Below are 21,979 nucleotides of genomic sequence, written 5' to 3'. Positions count from 1 at the left end.
ACCAATACCGCCAGTATCAGCACGATCAGCAAACGCCCGAACTTGGGTGAGCCATCGACGCCAACCGGTTGCTCTTCGGGGTGCTGCATCGGATTGTTTTTTTCCAAGTCGCTCATACTTCCTCAGGGAGTCAAAATTGTCGAACCGGTGGTCTTGCGCGATTCCAGATCGATATGGGCCTGGCCGACATCCTTGAGCGCATAGCGCTGATTGATTTCGATGCTGACCTTGCCGCTTTCGACCATCGAAAACAGATCACCGGCAGTAGCGTCCAGCTGTTCACGGGTCGCCACGTAATTACCGAGCGATGGCCGTGTCAGGTACAGCGAGCCGCGCGAGACCAGTTCATTCAGGCCGAACGGGCTGACCGGCCCGGAGGCATTACCGAAACTGACCATCAGGCCGCGTGGCGACAGACAGTCGAGGGAACCGGTAAAGGTATCCTTGCCGATCGAATCGTACACCACCGGCACGCCTTTGCCAGCGGTAATTTCCTTGACCCGTTCGACAAAATTCTCGGTTTTGTAATTGATCACATAGGTGCAGCCGTTGGCCTTGGCCAGTGCGGCTTTTTCATCCGAGCTGACTGTGCCGATCATGGTCACGCCCAAGGCCCGCGCCCATTGGCTGGCAATCAGACCGATCCCGCCGGCAGCGGCGTGGAACAGAATGGTTTCGCCGCCCTTGAGCGGGTAAGTCTGGCGCAACAGATATTGCACCGTCATGCCTTGCAGCATCATGCCGGCTGCCGTGTCGAAACTGATCGAATCCGGCAGCTTGACCAGAATATCGGCCGGCATCACGCGTGCTTCTGAATACGCGCCATTGGGACGACCGGCATAGGCTACGCGATCACCTTCCTTGAAATCGGTGACGCCGGCGCCGACCGCTTCAATCGTGCCTGCGGCCTCTTGTCCCAGACCACCTGGCAACGGCTGCGGATACAGGCCGGTGCGGAAATACACATCGATGAAATTCAAGCCGCAGGCGGCGTGCCGGATCCGTACTTCACCCGGGCCCGGGTCGCCGACTTCAACGTCGACATATTCCATTACTTCCGGGCCACCGGTCTTGAACATTCTGATTGCTTTTGCCATGGTTATCTCCTGGGATTCAAAGAAAGATTTTTCTTGCGTGACAACAAATAAATACCGGACAGCACCAGCGCGGTGCCAACCAATTGGATCGCGGTAATCGGTTCATCCAGCAGGACTGCGCCCATGAACAAGGTCGATACCGGGCCGACCAGACCTGCCTGCGCCGCCGTCGGTGCACCAATGCGCGCCACCGCGATCATGGTCAGAAACACTGGCAGCACCGTACAAAATACTGCATTGATCAGCGACAGCTGATACACCTCAAACGGTTGCACCAGCGCCGCCGGCTCGCGCAATACGAAAAATTGAATCAGGCAGGCCACGGTGGACATGCACATCGCATAGGCCACCAGCCGGATCGCACCGACACGCCGCACCAGCTCGCCCGAGAAAATCAGATACAGCGCGTAAGTCATGGCCGCGCCCAATACCAGCAAGCTGCCCAGCGGCACATTGCTGCCGCCGGTCTTGATATCATGCGCCAGCACCAGCGCGGTACCCAGATACGATACCAGCAGCGCGCTCCATTCGATCCAGCCAACCTTGCGCTTGTAAAAAAAGAAAGAAATCAGCAACACAAATGACGGCGTCAAAAACAGGATCAGGCGTTCCAGTCCGGCCGAGATGTATTGCAAACCGAGAAAGTCCAGAAAGCTCGACAGGTAATAACCGATCAGGCCGAGCAAGGCAATCCGCAGATAATCGCTGCGGCTCAGCGCCGGTTCGGTACGGGCCTTCCAGATTGCCACTGCGGCAAACATCGGGAACGCGAAAATCATGCGCAAAGTGAGCACCATGACGGCATCGACGTGATAGCGATACATCAGTTTGGCGACAATCGCCTTGGCGGAAAACAGAATGGCGCCGATGACGGCGATCAGCAGACCGCCCAAAAAGGCTTGGCGCGCGGGAGAGGAAGAAGTGAGGGTGCTGGACATGGCGTGATTGTAAACCTTAACGCCCATCAACACCGGAGCAGGCCGCATCTGCCATGCTGCGACCTGCCCGGTGCGATATCAATGCCGCAAAGCTTCGTCCAGCAATTCGATCCAGTGCCGCACCGGTGTTTGCGTGCCCGATTGCAGATGGGTCAGGCAACCGATATTGCCGGAAACGATTTCTTGCGGCGCGGTAGCCTGCAAATTGCGCAGCTTGTTATCACGCAACTGATACGACAAATCCGGCTGCAATACTGAATAGGTGCCGGCCGAGCCGCAGCACAAATGGCTGTCGGCGCACAATTGCACATCCACGCCGGCGTGTCGCAAAATGCCTTCGACCTGGCCGCGGATTTTCTGGCCATGTTGCAAGGTGCACGGCGGGTGATACGCCACGCGTTTGTTGATCTTGCCCTTGAGGCGGGTCTGCAATTCGGCTTCGAAGGCCGGCAGGATTTCGCTGATATCGCGCGTCAGCGCCGAGATTTCACGCGCCTTTTCGGCATACAAGGGATCGTGCATCAACAGATGACCGTATTCCTTGACGGTGGCGCCGCAACCGGATGCGTTCATGACGATGGCTTCGACTTTGCTGCCGGCGCTGCCATCGACATACGGCCACCAGGCATCGATGTTGCGACGCATGTCATTCAAGCCGCCATCATGATCATTCAAGTGATAACGAATCGCACCGCAACAACCGGCCTTGGGCGGCACGATCAGCTCGACCTCAAGCGCATCCAGCACGCGTGCCGTAGCGCTGTTGATATTGGGCGACATCGCCGGTTGCACGCAACCGTCCAGCAACAACATCTTGCGGGTATGAGTACGGCTCGGCCAGATGCCGGCGTTCTGCTTTGGCGGCACCTTGTTCTTCAAGGCTTGCGGCAACAGCGGACGCAATGCCTGCCCGGCTTTCATGGCCGGGTTGAACAACCACTTGTTGGGCAACAAGGTCTTGAGCGTGGTGCGTGCCACGCGTTGCGCCAGCGGGCGCGGCACCTGATCTTCAACGATCTTGCGGCCGATATCGACCAGGCGTCCGTACTGCACGCCGGACGGGCAAGTCGATTCGCAATTGCGGCAAGTCAGGCAGCGATCCAGATGGGACTGCGTCTTGGCGGTCGCGGCCTTGCCTTCCAGCACTTGCTTGATCAGATAGATACGGCCGCGCGGTCCGTCCAGTTCGTCGCCCAGCAACTGATAGGTCGGGCAAGTGGCGGTACAAAAACCGCAATGCACGCAACTGCGCAAGATGGCTTCGGCTTCCTTGCCCTCATGCGTGTCGCGGATGAAATCGGCCAGATTGGTTTGCATAATGATGAATGAGTGGAAGGCAGCTTAAAAGGCGGAATACATGCGACCGCGATTGAAAATCCCGGACGGATCGAACGATGCTTTGAGGCGACGGTGAATTTTGTCGACGGCCGGCGCCAGCGGCTGAAACACGCCAACGCTCTTGTCGCCGCCGCGATACAGCGTGGCGTGACCGCCGCACCTGGCAGCCAGCGCCCGCAACTGTTCTGCGTCTTCGGCTGCGCCGCGATACCAGCGTTGCGCCCCGCCCCATTCGATCAAGGCATTGCCATCCAACGGCAAAGCCGCCGTCACCGACGGTACCGACAAGCGCCACAACGGCGCATCATGATCGGCAAAGAAGGCATGTTCCTGCTCACGCAAGTCGCGCCAGAAATCCTCGCCATTGCTCAAGGCCGTGCCACCCAGTTTCTTGTCGGCGGCATCGACCGCTGCCTGGGCCCCCGACAAGCGTACCGTCAGCACATTGTTGGTCCAGCAACTGGCCGATACCGGCAACGGTTGCCCGCCCCATTCATTGAGCAAGCGGATGGCATTTTCCTGATCGACTTCAAAGACCCGGGTGCTGCTGGCGAATGGTCGCGGCAACACTTTGAGCGAGACTTGCAAGATCAGTCCGAGCGTGCCGAGCGAACCGGTCAGCAAACGTGAGACGTCATAGCCGGCGACGTTTTTCATGACCTGGCCGCCAAAGTGCAAGACTTGTCCCTGCGCATCCATCAGCACTGCGCCCAGCATGAAATCACGCACCGAGCCGCTGCTCTGGCGTCCCGGTCCGGACAGGCCGCTGGCAATCATGCCGCCGACGGTGGCGGCGCCGCCAAAACGCGGCGGCTCAAATGCCAGACTTTGATTGTGCTGCGCCAGTGCCGCATCGATCTCGGTCAGTGAGGTGCCGCAACGCGCGGTAATCACCAGTTCGGTCGGTTCATATTCGATGATGCCGCTATAGGCGCGCGTATCGATCACTTCGCCTTGCAGATCCTGGCCGTACCAATCCTTGGTGCCGGCACCGCGAATCTGCAACGGTGTGCCACTGGCGTTGGCGGCCGCGATGCGGTCCTGGAAAAACGGTAACTGTTGGTCGCTCATGGAATCGGTCGTCAATCAGAATCTCGGTAATTCGGGGAACTTGATTTGTCCGCGTTGCACGTGCATGCGGCCATATTCGGCGCAGCGGTGCAGGGTCGGAATCGCCTTGTCGGGATTCAACAGGAAAGCGACGTCGAACGCGCGCTTGACCTTGAAGAAGGCTTCCCGTTCTTCCGGTGCGAACTGTACGCACATCGAATTGATCTTTTCGATGCCGACGCCGTGTTCACCGGTGATGGTGCCGCCGACGGCGACGCACAACTCCAGAATTTCGGCGCCAAACAATTCGGCACGGTGAAATTCATCGGCCAGATTGGCATCGAACAAAATCAGCGGATGCAGATTGCCGTCACCGGCGTGGAATACGTTGGCGCACCGCAAGCCGTACTTGATTTCCATGTCGGCAATCCCGAGCAGCACTTCCGCCAGGCGCTTGCGCGGAATGGTGCCGTCCATGCAGTAATAATCGGGAGAAATGCGGCCGGCTGCGGGGAATGCATTCTTGCGGCCCGACCAGAAACGCAGGCGCTCGGCTTCCGATTGCGACACCGCAATCGCGGTGGCGCCGCTGGCGTTGAGCACTTCGCTCATGCGCGCAATTTCTTCTTCCACTTCTTCGGCGGTGCCATCCGATTCGCATAACAGAATCGCTTCGGCATCGACGTCGTAACCGGCCTTGACGAATGGCTCGACCATGCGCGAACTGGTCTTGTCCATCATTTCCAGTCCGGCCGGAATGATGCCGGCAGCAATTACGTTGGCCACGGCATTGCCGCCTTTGACCACGTCATCGAACGAGGCCATGATGACACGCGCCTGTTGCGGCTTGGGCACCAGCTTGACGGTCACTTCGGTGACGATGCCGAGCATGCCTTCGGAACCGATGAACACGGCCAGCAAGTCGAGGCCCGGCGCATCGAGGGCGCCGTTGCCGAGTTCCACCACATCGCCTTCGATGGTCACCATGCGCACACGCAACACGTTATGCACCGTCAACCCGTACTTGAGGCAGTGCACGCCACCCGAATTTTCCGCGACATTGCCGCCGATCGAACAGGCAATCTGCGACGACGGATCTGGCGCGTAATACAAGCCATGCGCGGCGGCGGCTTCGGAAATCGCCAGATTGCGCACGCCCGGCTGGACCACCGCGGTACGCGAATATTTGTCGAGGTTGACGATCTTGTTGAATTTGGCGGTCGATACCACGACACCGTCGGCAATCGGCATGGCGCCGCCGGACAAACCGGTACCAGCGCCGCGCGGCACGATCTGCACCTGCAATGCGTGGCAGGCTTGCATGATGGCAACGATCTGGGTTTCGTTTTCCGGCAACACCACCACCATCGGCAGTTGGCGGTACGCCGCCAGACCATCGCATTCGTAAGGACGGGTATCTTCTTCGTTGAACAGGACGCAGTGCGCCGGGACGACGCGCTTAAGCGCCGCGACGACTTCGCTTTGTCTGGCCGGAGTGAACAAGGGTGCTGCTAGCGCATTCATGCTGGACCTCGATTGGCTTTGGGCTGGAGGATGGCGGCTTTCGTGCGGCGCGAACAAATCCGGCAACCGGATATTGGCTGCCGGCTACCGGTGTCGGTCAGATCGCGGTCTGCGCGCGCTGGTCTGTCTGCTGGTGTTTATCTGCCGCCTGCGCTGCAGGTCAGTCCGATCACACGAAAAGGCAACGCTGTCTCAATGCCTGAAGTGTAACGAATTTCCAGCCGGCACAGCGCAAACCGCTGGTTTCAGGCACTGAAAAGAATTCCTGTTCCGATTGAATTTATTTCAGTCAGATATTTTTGAAGGCGTTTTGCAGCCAATCGATGAAGACATCGACTTCCGGCCGCTCCCGGATTTGCCTCTCATAGACCATGTAATAGGCGTGCGGCGGGGTGCGCAGGCGAACATCGAACAATTCGACGATATCGCCCTTGGCCAGCAAATCTTCCGCGAAATGCTGGCGCGTCAGGCCGACACCATAGCCATGGCGCACCGATTCCAGCAACAAACCGAGGTCATCGACGCGCAAACCGACCGACGGTTCCGGCCAGTCCTTGAGTCCGGCCGCTTCGAACCAGGGTTGCCACGGCTCCAGCGCCGAGCGCAGCAGATTGGCGTGTTGCAGGTCGCTGGGAGTCTTGAGCGGCGCAATGGTCTTCAGGTAGGCCGGGCTGGCGACCGCAAAGGCCGGTTCTTCGAACAGCTTTTCGGTGACGATATTGGGATAATTACCGGCGCCGAAACGGATTTCGACATCGCTTTCCGACAGACTCAGGTCGTACAGCGGCACCGACAAGTACATTTCCACCGTGATATCGGGGAAACGCTGGGTAAATCCGGAAATGCGCGGCACCAGCAAATGACGGGCAAAGGTCGGCGGCAACATGATCTTGACCTTGGGCTGCACGGTCGCGTTGCGGTGCGGCATCGGGAAATCGGTCAGGGTGCGCAGCGCACTGCGCACTACGTCCAGATAACGGCGCCCGAATTCCGACAAGCCGATGGAGCGGCCGTCACGGAAAAACAGGCGCTCGCCGACGAACTCTTCCAGCAGGCGAATCCGGTGCGACAAGGCCGAAGGTGTGATGCACAATTCTTCGGCAGCAACTGCGAAAGAGTTATGCCGGGCCGCCGCCTCGAATGCCGAAAGCGCGTGAACGGGAGGAAGCCGTGTTGCCATGTATTGCCTGCAAAGTCTGACGTTAAAGGGTTACCAGCGCACCACTTTGCCGGGATTCATGATGTTGTTCGGATCCAGCGCATGCTTGATGGCGCGCATCACATCGATGGCGCCGTCGCCATGTTCCTGAATCAGAAAATCCATCTTGTGCAAACCGACGCCATGTTCACCGGTACAGGTACCATCCATGGCGATGGCGCGCGTCACCATGCGTTCATTGACGCCTTCGGCGCGGGCGATATCGGCCGGGTCGTTGGGGTCAATCATCATCTGCACGTGGAAATTGCCGTCACCGACATGGCCGATGATGGAATAGATGATGTTGTTGGCTTCGCAGTCGGCCTTGGTATCGAGAATGCATTCGGCCAGACGCGAGATCGGCACGCAGCAATCGGTGGCAATCGCCCGTGAGCCGGGACGCAACTGCAACAAGGCGAAATAGGCGTTGTGACGTGCGGCCCACAGACGCGAACGCTCTTCCGGTTTGGTGGCCCATTCGAAGCCGAGCGCGTTGTTGTCGTTGGCCAGTTCCTGCACTAGTTCGGCCTGCTCCTTGACGCCATTTTCGCTACCGTGGAATTCAAACAGCAACAGCGGTTTTTCCGGCAAATTGAGCTTGTCATGGGCGTTGATGGCCTTGACGCCATTGGCATCGAGAAACTCGACGCGCGCCAGCGGCACGCCCACCTGAATCGCCTGGATCACGGTAGTCACCGCGTCGCCGACGCTCGGGAACGAACAGACCGCGGCCGAAATCGCTTCCGGTTGCGGATAGATGCGGACGGTCACTTCGGTGACAACGCCCAGCGTACCTTCGCTGCCGACATACACGCGGGTCAGGTCGTAACCGGCCGAAGATTTCTTGGCGCGGGTTCCGGTCTTGATGATGCGGCCTTCGGCCGTCACCACGGTCAGCGCCAGTGTGTTTTCGCGCATGGTGCCGTAACGCACGGCGTTGGTGCCGGACGCGCGGGTCGATGCCATGCCGCCGATGGAGGCATCGGCACCCGGGTCGATCGGGAAGAACAGACCGGTATCCTTGATTTCCTGATTCAACTGCTTGCGCGTGACGCCGGCCTGTACGGTCGCCGTCAGGTCTTCCGGATTGACTGCCAGCACCTTGCTCATCTGCGACAGGTCAACCGTGATACCGCCTTGCAATGCCAGCACATGGCCTTCGAGCGAAGTACCGGTGCCGTAGGGAATCAGCGGCACGCGATGGGCCACGCACAGCTTGACGATGGCAGCCACTTCTTCGGTGCTGTGGGCAAACACCACGGCATCGGGCAACATCGGATCGTAAGACGATTCGTCGCGACCGTGATGTTCGCGCATCGCCTGGGTCGTGGAAAGACGTTCGCCAACCAGCTCGCGCAAGGCGCTCAGCAATTCGGCAGGAATCGGTTTTCGCAATTTCTGGGCATCAACGATATGGTTCATTGTTTGTCTCTCATTTGAACTTGGTGCAGCAGAGGAAACCACAGCGCACAACACCTCGGGCGCGCCATCTGCTGCACATCACTATTTCGTAAAAACTGCCCTGAATTTTACTCCCTTGCCGCAGACATATTTTATATTTGTCGGCAGCCCCGGTTTTTTCCCGGATTCTTCCCGTATTCTCGGGCCTGACTTCATTCAAACGCAGGAAAACTTCAATGGGACATCGACTTTCAAAGATTGCAACACGTACCGGTGATGACGGCAGTACCGGCCTCGGCGACGGCAGCCGCACCGGCAAGGACAGCGTGCGCATTCAGGCGCTGGGCGATGTCGATGAACTCAACTCGCAGGTCGGTGTGCTGCTGTGTGAAGACTTGCCGCCCGCGCTCAGGGAAGAGTTGCTGTCGATCCAGCATGACTTGTTCGATCTTGGCGGTGAATTGTGCATTCCCGGCTACACCATGATCACTTCGGCCCAGATCGCGCGCCTCGATCAATTGCTGGAGAAATACAATGCGACGCTGCCGCCGCTGAAGGAGTTCATCTTGCCGGGCGGTTCACGCGCCGCAGCGCTGGCGCATATCTGCCGCACTGTCTGCCGCCGGGCCGAACGTTCGGTGGTCAGCCTGGCGCGCACCGAAGCCGTGAATCCGCAACCGCAGCAATATCTGAATCGCTTGTCCGATTTGTGTTTTGTGCTGTCGCGCGTGCTCAACCGGTTTGCCGGCGGCAGCGACGTCCTGTGGGAGAAAGAACGGCAGCGCGACTGATGGGTCGGGCTGCCGCTTTATTGCATTATGCCGGCGTGATGAGCGTCAGTTGTTGACGACCAGGCGCGGCTGACCATCGCCAAAGCGTTGCACCACAGAAGCGGCAATACCGGCGGCATCCAGTCCGCACGATGCTAGCAATTGCCCGGCATCGCCGTGGTCGATAAAGCGGTCCGGCAAACCCAGATGCAGAATCGGCTTGACGATGCCTGCCGCTGCCAGCGCTTCAGAGACGGCTGAACCGGCGCCGCCCATGATGCAACCCTCTTCCACCGTCACCAAGGCGTCATGGCTGGCGGCCAGTTGCTTGACCAGTTCGATATCGAGCGGCTTGATGAAGCGCATGTTGGCGACCGTCGCATTCAGTTTTTCACCTGCTGCCAGCGCCGGTGCCACCATGGTGCCGAACGCCAGAATCGCGATGCCCTTGCCTTCGCGGCGCACTTCACCCTTGCCCACGGGAATCGTCGTCAATGCTTTATCGACCGCAACACCGGTGCCGGCACCGCGCGGATAACGCACCGCCGCCGGCCCCTTGTATTCAAAGGCGGTAGTCAGCATCTGGCGGCATTCGTTTTCATCCGAAGCCGCCATGACCACCATGTTGGGAATACAGCGCAGGAAAGCCATGTCGTAATTGCCGGCATGTGTGGCGCCGTCGGCGCCGACCAGACCGGCACGGTCGAGTGCGAACGTGACGTCCAGGTTTTGCAGGGCGACATCGTGGATCAATTGATCGTAGCCGCGTTGCAGGAAGGTCGAATAAATCGCCACCACCGGCTTCAGGCCTTCGCAAGCCAGACCACCGGCAAAGGTCACCGCATGCTGTTCGGCAATACCGACATCGTAGTAACGCTCAGGAAATTTCTGTTCGAACTGCACCATGCCGGAACCTTCGCGCATGGCGGGCGTGACGCCGACCAGCGTCTTGTCTTGCGCTGCCATGTCGCACAGCCAGTCGCCGAATACCTGAGTATAGGTCAGCTTGCCGGCAGCCGGTTTGATGCCTTCGGCCGGATTGAATTTGCCGGGACCGTGATACAGCACCGGATCGGCTTCGGCCAGTTTGTAGCCCTGACCTTTCTTGGTCACCACGTGCAGGAACTGCGGCCCCTTGAGGTTTTTCAGATTTTGCAGCGTCGGAATCAGCGAATCGAGATCGTGGCCATCGATAGGACCGATGTAATTGAAGCCGAACTCTTCGAACATGGTGGCCGGCACGATCATGCCCTTGGCGTGTTCTTCAAAACGCTTGGCCAGTTCCAGCACCGGCGCCGGCAACATCGACTTGCCGACATTCTTGGCCTTGGCATAGAACTGCCCCGACATCAGCCGCGCCAGATAACGATTCAGGGCACCCACCGGCGGCGAGATCGACATGTCGTTATCGTTGAGGATCACCAGCAGATTGACGTCTTCGCAAATGCCGGCGTTGTTGAGCGCTTCGAACGCCATGCCGGCAGTCATGGCACCGTCGCCGATGACCGCGATGGCGTGCCGGTTTTCACCCTTGGTCTTGGCCGCCAGCGCCATGCCCAGCGCCGCCGAGATCGAGGTCGATGAGTGCGCGGTGCCGAAGGTGTCGTATTCGCTTTCGGCGCGACGCGGGAAACCGGAAATGCCATTGAGCTGACGCAGCGTGCCCATCTGGTCGCGACGGCCGGTCAGAATCTTGTGCGGATACGTCTGATGGCCGACGTCCCAGACGATACGATCTTCCGGCGTATTGAACACGTAATGCAGGGCAATCGTCAGTTCGACCGTACCCAGATTGGAAGAAAGATGGCCCCCGGTCTTGGATACCGAATCGAGCACGAAGGCGCGCAACTCGGCTGCCAGCGGCTTGAGTTGCAGGCGCGAGAGTTGCCGCAGATCGGCAGGGCTGTTTATCGTATTAAGCATACTGGGTCTTGTCACCGTTAAATTGATATACGGAAAAACACCGGAAAGCACAGCAAGGACCGCAACATCGGCGCGGCATCACAGCGATTTTCCGTACATTTGTCATGCCTTGCGCTGCACGATCAGATCGGCCAGCTCACGCAGACGGCGTGCATTGTCGCCAAACTGCGCCAGCGCCGCATGAGCGTCGCCGCGCAGTTTTTCTGCCAGTGCCTGCGACTCGTTCAAACCGAGAATCGAGACATAGGTCGGCTTGTTGTCGGCGGCATCCTTGCCGGCGGTTTTGCCCAAGGTGGCCGAGTCGGCAGTCGCATCGAGGATATCGTCGACCACCTGGAATGCGAGACCGATTGCCGCCGCATAACTTTCCAGCGCCGCTGCCTCGGTTGCCGTCAACAGCTTGCCGCTGTAGGCACCCAGCAGTGTGGCAGCACGCAGCAGAGCACCGGTCTTGAGACGATGCATCTGCTCCAGTTCGGCCAGCGACAAGGTCATGCCGACACTGGCGAGATCGATGGCCTGGCCGCCGCACATGCCGGTCGAGCCGGATGCCTGCGCCAGCAGTTGCACCATTTTCAGTTGCCGCGCCGGATCTTCCACGCCGGCGGTGTCGGCCAGGACCGTGAAGGCTTGCGCCTGCAAGGCATCGCCCACCAACAAGGCCGTAGCCTCATCGTATTTGACATGTACCGTCGGCTTGCCGCGTCGCAAGGCATCGTCATCCATGCAAGGCATGTCGTCATGCACCAGCGAATAGACGTGAATCATTTCAACTGCGGCCGCAGCCCGCTGCAACAGCAAGGCCGGGGCATTGAACAGGTCGCCGGCAGCAAACACCAGCAATGGCCGGATACGCTTGCCGCCATCCAGCGCCGTGTAACGCATCGCTTCATGCAGCACTGACGGCACTTCAGTGACTTGCGGCAACATCGCATCCAGCGCACTTTCGGTGCTGGCTTGCGTCTGTTGCATCCAGTCAAGAAAAGTCAGGCCGGCTCCGAGGCGCGCACTCATTGCCCGCCCTCCGCCGCATCGGCGATGAAGGGCTTGAGCAGATCGCCCTCCAGCACCTTGACCTGGCTGTCGACCTTGTCGAGCTGCACGGCACAGAATCTGACCAGTTCGGAACCGCGCTTGTAAGCAGCGACCGAAGCTTCCAGCGGCAACTCGCCGGCTTCCATCTTGATGACAAGCTGTTCCAGTTCTTGCATCGCTTGTTCGAACGACGCCGGCGCAGTGGCAGCAACGTCTTCTACTTTCACGGAATTTTTTGGCATATCGGCTGATTTTGAATTTAGCCCGTTATTTTAGAGCAAACCGCCGCAAATGGCTTCCAAACCCGAATCCAAGCGTGAATTCAGGCTTTTTGGAAGCATTCGAACAAGGTTTTATGGCATAATCCGCAGTTCTGTCCAAAATTTCCTCTTCATATTATTTGAACTCAGGTTTTTGCGGATTCTTTCTCTCTTAGGTTGGTGCGAATTAATTTGGGGGCGGAGATGTCCGATCTTGCTACGTTTGCCAGACTGGCGCGCTCAAACGCGCAACTTCCAGTCGACGTCTATTTTGACGAAGCGCTTTTCAAGCGCGAAATTCACCAGTTGTTTCAACAGGGCCCGCGATATACCGGCCATGAACTGATGGTGCCAGAGGTCGGCGATTATGCGACGCTGCCCTGGGAAAACGAAGGCCGCATGCTGGTGCGCAATGCGCACGGCATCGAATTGCTTTCCAACGTCTGTCGCCATCGTCAAGCAAAAATGCTTGACGGGCGCGGTCACGCCCGCAATATCGTATGCCCTTTGCATCGCTGGACCTACGACCTCAAGGGTGAACTGATCGGGGCACCGCATTTCGGTGAAAACCCCTGCCTCAATTTGTCCAAGACCACGCTGCAAAACTGGAACGGCTTGCTGTTCGAGCAAAACGGCGCCAATGTCTCGGAACAACTGAAGCAGCTCGGCGTGGCCAAGGACCTCGATTTTTCCGGCTATCTGTTCGATCACGTTGAAGTTCATGAATGCGACTACAACTGGAAAACCTTCATTGAAGTCTATCTTGAGGATTACCACGTCGAACCGTTTCATCCGGGCCTTGGCAGTTTTGTCAGTTGCGATGATCTGCGCTGGGAGTTCGGCAAGAATTACAGTGTGCAGACCGTCGGCGTCAATCATGGCCTGACCAAGTCGGGGTCGCTCGCCTATCAGAAGTGGCAGGAACAGGTACTCAAGTTCCGCAACGGCGAACCGCCGCCATACGGCGCCATCTGGCTCACGCTTTATCCGAACATCATGGTCGAGTGGTACCCGCATGTGCTGGTAGTCTCGACGCTGTGGCCGAACGGTCCGCAAAAGACCACCAACGTGGTCGAGTTTTACTACCCGGAAGAGATTGCATTGTTCGAACGGGAATTCGTCGAAGCCGAACGCGCGGCCTATATGGAAACCTGCATCGAGGATGATGAAATCGCGCTGCGCATGGATGCCGGTCGTCGCATTCTGATGGACCGCGGCGTCAGCGAAGTCGGCCCGTATCAGTCTCCGATGGAAGATGGCATGCAACATTTCCATGAGTGGTATCGCACGCAGATCGCCGTTTAAAAAAACACCGCGACCGGCCCCGCGCCGGTCGTATTTTTCCCTCCTGCACATCGCAAGCGATATTGCGATACCATCTTTCCGTTATAACGAATATTCTGCGGCAATGCAGCGTTTGTCGACTGCAACGCCGACTTCATTTACTTTCCATTTCCTGCCATGCAATCCCTCTGGATGCTGTTCGCTTCGTTCGCCTTTTCCATCATGGGCATGTGCGTCAAACTCGCGGCCGATCATTACAGCACTGCTGAAATCGTCCTCTGTCGCGGCATCATCGGCGTCATCTTCATCTACGGCCTGATCAAGATCAAGGGCGGCTCGCTCAAAACCCCTTATCCGAAAGACCATTTCATTCGCGGTGCAATCGGCGTGATTTCGCTGTGGCTGTGGTTTTATTCTTTCAGCCTGTTACCGGTAGCAACCGCCACCACCCTCAATTACATGTCGTCGATCTGGATCGCGGTAATCCTGTTTGGCATCGGCTGGTGGCAAGGAACCAAGCGGTTTGAGTGGGGACTGGCCGGCACCGTGGTACTCAGTTTCGTCGGCGTAGCGTTGCTGATGCGCCCATCGATCAATGACGGCCAGACGATCGGCGCCCTGATTTCGCTGTTCTCCGGTGTGCTGTCAGCCATCGTCTATCTGCAGGTGCGCAAACTGGGCTTGCTGGGCGAACCGGAATATCGCGTGGTATTTTATTTTTCCGTGACCGGCGTGATCGCCGGGCTTATCGGCAGCGTTGCCACCGGCACCGTGCCATTCCTGCATGTGCACAGCGCCAGGGGCGTGATGCTGATCGTGACTATCGGCGTCTCGGCCACACTGGCGCAGATGGCAATGACGCGCGCTTACCGTCTTGGCAATACTCTCGTAACTGCCAATCTGCAATACACGGGGATCGTGTTCGCCAGCCTGTGGGGCATTCTGATCTGGAATGATGCCCCGGGCTGGATCGGCTGGACCGGCATTGCCATCATTCTTCTGAGCGGCATGATCTCAACGTTTTATAATCATCGTTCGCAGCAAGCTGCCAAAAATCTGCCGGCGGTCGATCCGATCGCGGCTGAAGTTTAAGGAGAACCGATGACGTACACCACTTTGATTTCCGCCACCGATCTGCGCACGCACGCTGGTGATGCCAACTGGCTGCTGGTGGATTGCCGGCATGACCTGACCGATCCCGAGGCCGGCCGCAACGCCTATCTCGCAGGACATATTCCGCAGGCACGCTTCGCCCATCTGGACCTGATTTTATCGGGCGCCAAAACCGATGCCGGCGGCAAATTTCTCGGCCGTCATCCGCTGCCGCAACGCCCGGCGCTGATTGCCGCATTGCGCGAACTGGGCATCAATGATCACACGCAAGTCATCGCTTACGATGCCCACGGCGGCATGTTTGCCGCACGTCTGTGGTGGTTGTTGCGCTGGCTCGGCCATGCCGAAGTGGCGGTACTCGACGGCGGCATTGCCGCATGGCAGGCCGCAGGCGGCACACTGACCGACGCCGTTACCGCACCGGCGACTCCCGGCACCCTCACCGAAAGTACGGCGCTGGTCGGCACGGTGAACGCCGGGAACTTGCTGGAGAATCTGAATACGGCCACGCTGACGGTAATCGATGCCCGCGCTGCCGATCGTTTTCGCGGCGAGAATGAAACACTGGACGCAACCGGCGGCCATATCCCCGGCGCCAAAAATCGTTTCTTCAAAGACAATCTGGATCAGAACGGCAACTTCAAGAACGCTACCCAATTGCGCAGCGAATGGAGCGCGCTGATCAGCGATCCGCGTACCGCAGTGATGCAATGCGGCTCCGGGGTTACCGCTTGCCACAATCTGCTGGCGCTGGAAGTGGCCGGCCTCACGGGCGCGCGTCTGTATCCGGGTTCCTGGAGCGAATGGAGTTCCGATCCGTCACGCCCGGTGGCTACCGGCGCTTAACCGTTTGACGAATGCATCGACGAATTCCGACACCATCGTCGGTGCATCGCGACGGTACATCAGCACTACTTCAGAGCGGAAGTCGGCTTCCGTCAAGTCGATGAATGCCACGCCCGATACGGCAATGGCGCGCATGCTGTCAGGCACGATGGCAATCCCGAAATTGGCATTGACCAGGCTCAGCAGCGATGCCTTGCGCGATGTGGCGCGCGCAACTTTCGGAAAAAATCCATGGGCGATGCAACGCTCCGCCACCAGATAACTCAAACCGCCGCGATCGCGATGTGGCATTGATACGAACAACTCATCCTGCAATTCCGCAATCGCGATTTTCTGGCGTTGCGCCAGACGGTGCTGCAGCGCTACCGCCACCACCAATTTTTCTTCGTACAGCGGCAACGTCAGCAAATGCGGATGCTTTCTCAAAATCGGCAAACGCGCCAGCCCGAGATCGGCACGGCCCTCTTCGATTTCGAGTGCCTGCAATTCCGATGACGCCTGCGAAATATCCAGCGTGATGCCGGGAAACATTTGCAATACGTCATTCAGACCGGGACCCAGCGGTGGCGATAATGGCACCGAACTGGAATGCAGCAGCCGGATCTCGCCGCGTTCACCCTTGCCGATATAACGCGCCTGCGAAATGGCCTGCTCGACATCGTCGAGAATTTTTCTGGCCTTGTCATGAAATGCCAGGCCGGCCTGCGTCAGTTCGATCTGCTTGGCGTCACGTCGCAGCAACACCACATCCATATCACTTTCCAGTTCCTTGATCTGGCGGCTCAGTGCCGACTGCGCGATGTACAGGCGCTCCGAAGCCCGGGTATAACTGCCGGCCGCGACGATTTCAACAAAGTATTTCAACTGTCGGAGGGAAATCATGGTTATGCCGTTTCGAGATAGGTACTGCAGCTATTTGATATTGGCCGCGCCGTTCCGACAACGCTACAGTGTTCTGGTGCCGAACCGTTCGGGCGCTATCGGGGAAAGGGATACTACCGTGCTGGAATCATTGCTCATTCTGCTGGGCTTGCTGGGAATCGTGATCAGCGTCGCCGTCAAACTGCTGTGCCTGCCATCCAAAACCGACCATCGGCAACACCGCCGCCAGCGCTAATGCACATGCGCGTGACGCGTCAGTACCAGCACGATCACCACACCCAGTCCGATCAACAGGATTTGCGGAATGGTTTCACGCAAGGTGGCGCGCCGTTGCATTTGTGGCATCAGATCGCTGACTGCGATATAGATGAAACCGGATGAGGCAAATACCAGCACAAACGGTATCCATTCCATGCCGCGCTCCAGCGTGAAATAACCGAGGATGCCGCCCAGCACCGCCATCAGGCTGCAAATCAGGTTGTACACATAAGCGCGGGTACGGGAAAAGCCGGCATTGAGCAAGACGATGAAATCGCCGATTTCCTGAGGAATTTCATGAGCGATGATCGCCAGCCCGGTTACCAGTCCCAGATGCGGATCGGCCAGGAAAGCTGCGGCAATCAAAATGCCATCGGTGAAATTATGCAAGCCATCGCCGACCAGGATCATCCAGCCGGCCTTGCCCGCTTCGCGTTTATCGTGACCGTGATGATGGCCGTGACCATCGTCTTCATGGTGATGCGAATGGCGCAGAATGGAGAATTTTTCCAGCAGAAAAAATGCCAGCAAGCCACCGAGCAGCGTGGCAAACAGCTGATGCGGTTCGGCCTTCGACTCAAAGGCTTCGGGCAATGCGTGCAATAACGAGGTCGACAGCATGATGCCGACCGACAGACTGACCAGTCGTTCGACCATCTTGGACAGCAGGGCAAACGAAAAAATCGCGGCGGCAGTAATGCTGAAAACGCCGGCAATGGTCGTGGCCAGCAGGATCGAAAGCAAACTTGAGCTGATTTTGGGCCCCTGTCGGTATCACCGTGTCAAATCCGGACGGATGCACGTGTGACTGGAAAATAAAACGAGAGATTAGACCATATTTTGCTCTTGCGCATCAGCCTGCGCTGTTTGCATCGTCATGGGAGCCGGGTAACGATTCGTGATCGAAGATGACCTGATTGACGGAAAAATTGCGCGCCTCGTCGCTCTCCCCGAGAAAATCCCTGATCAACCCCAGCAACATGTCTTCCTGATAAGGTTTGCCGAGATAGGCATTGACGCCCAGTTCCATCGCGCGTTCGCGGTGTTTGGCCGCGGTACGGGAAGTAATCATGATGATCGGAATGCGGACATTGCTATCGATGTCGCGGATATGCCGCGTGAAATCAAAACCATCCATGCGCGGCATTTCGATATCCAGCAAAATCAGATCCGGCGTGGTTTCGCGTAACTGCCGCAAGGCATCCATGCCATCGGTGGCCAGTACCACTTCGTAGGATTCCCGCGTCAGCAAGCGTTGCATGACTCTGCGGACGGTCTGCGAGTCGTCCACCACCATGATGACTTTCTTGCGCAACAGCACCGGCGCCGCGATTGCCGCCGGTTGCTGCAACAGCCGTTTATATTCCTTGCGCTGCGTCAGGCGAATCGGATTCAGGATCAGCACGATCTCGCCGGTACCCAGTACCGTGGCGCCCACGACTCCGATCATGTACGTCAGTTGTGGCCCGATATTTTTGGTCACCACTTCACGGTTGCCGACAATCCGGTCTACCAGAATGGCCGCCAGTTCGTTACCGTTCTTGACGAAAATGACGGGCGCATACGATTGCTGCAGCGGCGTACTGTTGGTATCACCGAGCAGCGCCGACATATAGTGCAAGGCGATTTTCTTGCCCTGCCAGTTAACTGCGCCGTCGCGAAAAACCTGCTCTTGCTCATGCGCCTTGAGTTGCATGACCTGCTCTACCAATACCGAGGGAATGGCGTAAGTCTTGCGACCGGCCGTCAGCAAGACGACCTGCGTCACCGCCAGTGTCAGCGGCAAATGCATGATGAACTGCGCGCCCTGACCGGTGACGGAGTCCACTGCAATGCGACCGCCCAGCGAAGTCACTTCGGAGCGCACCACGTCCATGCCGACACCGCGTCCGGCCAGTGCCGTCAGGTCATGACTGGTGGAGAATCCCGGCTGAAAGATCAGGTCCATCAAGCCGATATCGGAAATTTCCGCATCGGCGGCCAGCAAGCCCAGACTATCGGCCTTGTCGCGGATATGCGCCAGGTTCAACCCCTGACCATCGTCCGCCATGCGGATGGTCACTTCATTGCCCTCTTGCTTCACATCCAGTTGCAAATGCCCGCAGACCGTCTTGCGCGCCGCCAGCCGTTGTTCCAGCGACTCGATCCCGTGCACGGCAGCATTGCGCAATAAATGTTCGAACGGCGCAATCATTTTTTCCAGAATGCTGCGATCAATTTCAACCGCACTGCCGGTGATATCAAGCTTGAATTCTTTACCGGTTTCCTTTGACAGTTGCCGCACCAACCGCTGCAAACGCTCTTCGACGCTGTGAAACTGCACCATGCGGGCGTGCATCAGTTCCTGTTGCAGATCGCGGGTCAGCCGGGCTTGTTCGACCAGATTGGTTTGCGTATTGTTGACCGCACCCAGCAAGGTTTTTTGCAGTGAGGACACATCGCTGACGCTCTCGGCCATCATGCGCGTCAATTCCTGCAAATGGGTAAAGCGGTCAAACTCCAGCGGATCAAAATCCCGGCCCTCGCCAAGCGTTTTGTCAGACGCAGAAATCTGGATTTCCGCCTGAATTTCAATCTTGCGCAACTGCGCCCCGAGACGACTGACATTGGCTGCCAGCTCGGTCGCCGATTCGCGCAAAAACTCGACTTCGGTTTCCAGCCGTGAACGTGAAATGGATAATTCACCCGCCTGATTCAGCAAGCGATCAAGAATGTTGGCGCGAATCCGTACCAAAGGCACCGTCACTGCCGCGTTACCGGCATCACCGTCATTCGGCGACACTCCGGAAGCTTCGCTGGCAGCACTGTCGGGCGCATCGCCGACGGCGTCGACACCATCGGCAATTTCCGGATGTTGCAGCGCTTCAAACAACTGCAAGCCCTGATCATAATCCGTCAGCAAGTGCTGTACTTGCGCCAGAGTCAGGCATCCGCCGTTGACCATCGCCTCGATGTTGCTTTCCATATCGTGCATGTGCTGACCCAGCCGCATCGCACCCGCCATGCGTGCGCTGCCCTTGACGGTATGCAAGGGTCGCAGCAGGCGCTGCAATAATGCCACCTGCTCCGGATCTTTCTGCAACTGGTACAAACCCTCGCCGATTTGCGGCAGCAAGTCGCGTCCCTCTTCGAGAAAGATCGGCAACAGTTCCTGATCAATACAGTCATCGACGTCGGCGGCACCGGGGCCGCGTTCGGGAGCGGCATGCTGCGGCAACTCGCCGCACATGGCGGTCAGTGCCCGCAAGATGATCTGATTCTGTTCCGGCATGACGCCGACCGAAAATTGCAACAACATGCTTTGCGCGGTCTGCAACGCCTGCGACAAGGTTTCACATTGCGCCTGATTCGGTACCAGCGACAACCGGTCAATACCTTGCAGCAAAGCCTCGACCGCCTCGGCCATGGCTTGCAGCGCACCGAAGCCCACCGTCGCCGCACTGCTTTTGACCGAATGCACGGCGCGCAAGGTCTTGGCCGATATCCTATACAGCGCAGGATCATCGCGGCACGCCTCGAGTTCGCGCAGCAAACCGGCCAGCAACTGGGTGGTCTCCTGCAAATAAATGCGGTGCAGTTCAGCGGAAATGCCCAGCGTGCCAACGTCCTCGGACAGCGGTGCTGATCTGGTGCCAGTAGCAGCAGCGATGGATACGCTGTGCGACACCACCGGAGCTACGCGCTGCGGCCATTCCGATATGTTCTCGATGGCCGTCAGCAAGTCACGGCCATTGCGTTCGGAATGGCCATGCCGATGCAAATCCGTGACCCAATCCTGCAGTTCCGTACCAGCCCGCTGCAACAGCGCAACATGGCTGTTCCTGACGCCCGCATCCCAATTGCCAAGTGCGTTTTCAAGCACCATCGCGAGCCTGGCAAAACGCTCGAGTCCCACCATGCGTCCGCTGCCTTTGAGTGTATGAAACGCGCGTCGCAACACGACGAAGTGCATCTCCTCATCAGGTGCCGCATTCAACGCCGCCAGCGCTTGCCGGATCTTGCTCAACAACTCGTCCGCCTCTTGCAGAAAGATTTCCAGCAATTCGGTATCGATTTCTTCCGGCGGATCTTGCATCACGACGGCGGTATCTGCGGCCGCTGGCAACAGCGGCGCATCCCGGAACATTGCAGGTGGCGGCATGACAGATACCTCCGCCTGTCGCAGCGACAAGCGCGGCAGCGCAACACCTGCGTCAAAGACAAATGGCGTCGTGCGGCCATCCGGCGTATGCAACAGCCAATCCACCATCAGACTCAGCACCGCGAGCATGAATACGATCTGCGGCACCTGCGGGGCGCCGCGTGTCTCGCTGCCGGCTGCCATCAACTGCAATATGCTGCCGTGCGCAGCAGCGACCAGATTGCGGATATCGTGATAGCCCGCTGCCGCCAGCAATTCCATATCGCGTATCAGCAAGCCGGCGACATCCGCCAGATTGGCATGACTGCCGGCATCGGAAAAACTGAGTTCCAGCAGATGTTCAATCTGCATCAAATCAAGCTGCAACTCGTTGAGCGCCGTCACTGCGGCAGCGGTGTCATGGTTCGGCTGCGCGGCACGCGCGCCTTGCGCCATCGGCTGAACGGCAGCGAGCAAATGGGGATGCGCCTGCCGCGGCAATTGACTCGGCGGATCCGGCGGTTCACTCACATTTTTGTTGCACAAGCCGGCAGCAACGGAAAACAGGGGCGCGGTATCGGGATTGCCGCCAGCGGCAACCTCATCGAGATAAGCCGACAAGGCAGCGCACAGCCGGCAGATACGGATGTGAACATGCTCGCTTGCGGCATCGCCTGCGGCCACGGCAAAATCCACGGCCCGGCCCATTTCGTCCGCCAATCCGGCCAGCCGGTTGGCACCGATCAGTCGCAAGGCGCCAGCCATTTGCGACAACACCGGCGACGTTATCGTGCCGCCGCCCGACATTGCATCGACCACGCTGCCCAGGCTTTCTTGCAGCGCCGGTGCCAGTAGCGCCAGCCGTGCCAGCGCCGGGGCGTCAACAAGAGGAACGGTGATGGCGGAATCGGCACTCATCATTTCGCTCGCTGGTCTGTGGGA

Annotated in this window: 17 protein-coding genes; 4 read left to right on the top strand and 13 right to left on the bottom strand. The window is 58.3% G+C overall.

What is annotated here, in order from left to right; translation table 11 throughout:
• Nucleotides 1-122: 122 nt before the first annotated feature.
• The 7 genes from AKL27_RS21830 to AKL27_RS21800 all read right to left on the bottom strand — a co-directional run bounded on the left by AKL27_RS21830 (nt 123) and on the right by AKL27_RS21800 (nt 8,567).
• A complete protein-coding gene (locus tag AKL27_RS21830; RefSeq protein ID WP_050464978.1) occupies nt 123-1,097 on the bottom strand; it encodes a quinone oxidoreductase family protein in 975 nt (324 codons plus the stop codon).
• 2 nt (nt 1,098-1,099) lie between these two features.
• Complete coding sequence (locus AKL27_RS21825; protein WP_050464986.1) at nt 1,100-2,035, bottom strand: DMT family transporter; 936 nt, start codon at nt 2,033-2,035, stop codon at nt 1,100-1,102.
• A gap of 78 nt (nt 2,036-2,113) precedes the next feature.
• Complete coding sequence (gene glcF / locus AKL27_RS21820; protein ID WP_050464977.1) at nt 2,114-3,352, bottom strand: glycolate oxidase subunit GlcF; 1,239 nt, start codon at nt 3,350-3,352, stop codon at nt 2,114-2,116.
• 24 nt (nt 3,353-3,376) lie between these two features.
• Entirely contained in the window at nt 3,377-4,444 is a 1,068-nt protein-coding gene (glcE, locus tag AKL27_RS21815) for a glycolate oxidase subunit GlcE (protein WP_050464985.1), read from the bottom strand.
• 15 nt (nt 4,445-4,459) lie between these two features.
• On the bottom strand, nt 4,460-5,947 hold the full coding sequence (locus AKL27_RS21810) for an FAD-linked oxidase C-terminal domain-containing protein (RefSeq protein WP_050464976.1): 1,488 nt from the start codon (nt 5,945-5,947) through the stop codon (nt 4,460-4,462).
• A gap of 289 nt (nt 5,948-6,236) precedes the next feature.
• Nucleotides 6,237-7,127 (bottom strand): LysR substrate-binding domain-containing protein, encoded by an 891-nt coding sequence (locus AKL27_RS21805; protein WP_050464975.1) that lies wholly within the window; start codon nt 7,125-7,127, stop codon nt 6,237-6,239.
• Nucleotides 7,128-7,157: 30 nt separating this feature from the next.
• Entirely contained in the window at nt 7,158-8,567 is a 1,410-nt protein-coding gene (locus AKL27_RS21800) for an FAD-binding oxidoreductase (RefSeq protein ID WP_050464974.1), read from the bottom strand.
• Between the two features lie 215 nt (nt 8,568-8,782).
• On the opposite strand from AKL27_RS21800, the gene AKL27_RS21795 reads away from it, so the two are divergent.
• The gene (locus AKL27_RS21795) at nt 8,783-9,337 is read left to right on the top strand and encodes a cob(I)yrinic acid a,c-diamide adenosyltransferase (RefSeq protein WP_050464973.1); all 555 of its coding nucleotides are present in this window, start codon (nt 8,783-8,785) and stop codon (nt 9,335-9,337) included.
• Nucleotides 9,338-9,382: 45 nt separating this feature from the next.
• Here the strand turns inward: AKL27_RS21795 and dxs are convergent, their stop codons facing one another.
• From dxs to AKL27_RS21780, 3 genes are all read right to left on the bottom strand, one after another.
• A complete protein-coding gene (gene dxs, locus AKL27_RS21790) occupies nt 9,383-11,239 on the bottom strand; it encodes a 1-deoxy-D-xylulose-5-phosphate synthase (RefSeq protein ID WP_050464972.1) in 1,857 nt (618 codons plus the stop codon).
• Between the two features lie 102 nt (nt 11,240-11,341).
• Nucleotides 11,342-12,253, bottom strand: a complete 912-nt coding sequence (locus AKL27_RS21785; protein ID WP_050464971.1) for a polyprenyl synthetase family protein — start codon at nt 12,251-12,253, stop codon at nt 11,342-11,344.
• Nucleotides 12,250-12,516 (bottom strand): exodeoxyribonuclease VII small subunit, encoded by a 267-nt coding sequence (locus AKL27_RS21780; protein WP_050464970.1) that lies wholly within the window; start codon nt 12,514-12,516, stop codon nt 12,250-12,252. The genes AKL27_RS21785 and AKL27_RS21780 overlap by 4 nt, the downstream gene beginning before the upstream one ends.
• Nucleotides 12,517-12,738: 222 nt before the next feature.
• Between AKL27_RS21780 and AKL27_RS21775 the strand changes: the two genes are divergently transcribed.
• From AKL27_RS21775 to AKL27_RS21765, 3 genes are all read left to right on the top strand, one after another.
• The gene (locus AKL27_RS21775; protein ID WP_050464969.1) at nt 12,739-13,839 is read left to right on the top strand and encodes an aromatic ring-hydroxylating oxygenase subunit alpha; all 1,101 of its coding nucleotides are present in this window, start codon (nt 12,739-12,741) and stop codon (nt 13,837-13,839) included.
• Nucleotides 13,840-13,995: 156 nt separating this feature from the next.
• Nucleotides 13,996-14,910 carry a DMT family transporter gene (locus AKL27_RS21770; protein WP_050464967.1) on the top strand — a complete coding sequence of 305 codons (915 nt, stop codon included), beginning with the start codon at nt 13,996-13,998 and terminating at the stop codon, nt 14,908-14,910.
• A gap of 9 nt (nt 14,911-14,919) precedes the next feature.
• Nucleotides 14,920-15,777, top strand: a complete 858-nt coding sequence (locus AKL27_RS21765; protein ID WP_050464966.1) for a sulfurtransferase — start codon at nt 14,920-14,922, stop codon at nt 15,775-15,777.
• Here AKL27_RS21765 and AKL27_RS21760 read toward each other — a convergent pair.
• The 3 genes from AKL27_RS21760 to AKL27_RS21745 form a co-directional block, all read right to left on the bottom strand.
• Nucleotides 15,751-16,659: a LysR family transcriptional regulator gene (locus AKL27_RS21760; protein WP_050464965.1), complete on the bottom strand. Its 909-nt coding sequence runs from the start codon at nt 16,657-16,659 to the stop codon at nt 15,751-15,753. The genes AKL27_RS21765 and AKL27_RS21760 overlap by 27 nt on opposite strands.
• 231 nt (nt 16,660-16,890) lie before the next feature.
• Nucleotides 16,891-17,661: a ZIP family metal transporter gene (locus tag AKL27_RS21750; protein ID WP_269749263.1), complete on the bottom strand. Its 771-nt coding sequence runs from the start codon at nt 17,659-17,661 to the stop codon at nt 16,891-16,893.
• Between the two features lie 109 nt (nt 17,662-17,770).
• The gene (locus AKL27_RS21745; protein ID WP_050464963.1) at nt 17,771-21,955 is read right to left on the bottom strand and encodes an Hpt domain-containing protein; all 4,185 of its coding nucleotides are present in this window, start codon (nt 21,953-21,955) and stop codon (nt 17,771-17,773) included.
• Nucleotides 21,956-21,979 lie beyond the last annotated feature (24 nt).

Source organism: Herbaspirillum autotrophicum, assembly GCF_001189915.1.
Classification (GTDB): domain Bacteria; phylum Pseudomonadota; class Gammaproteobacteria; order Burkholderiales; family Burkholderiaceae_D; genus Herbaspirillum; species Herbaspirillum autotrophicum.
The sequence above is the reverse complement of the archived record's forward strand: the minus strand, read 5'-3'. Positions and strand labels throughout refer to the sequence as shown.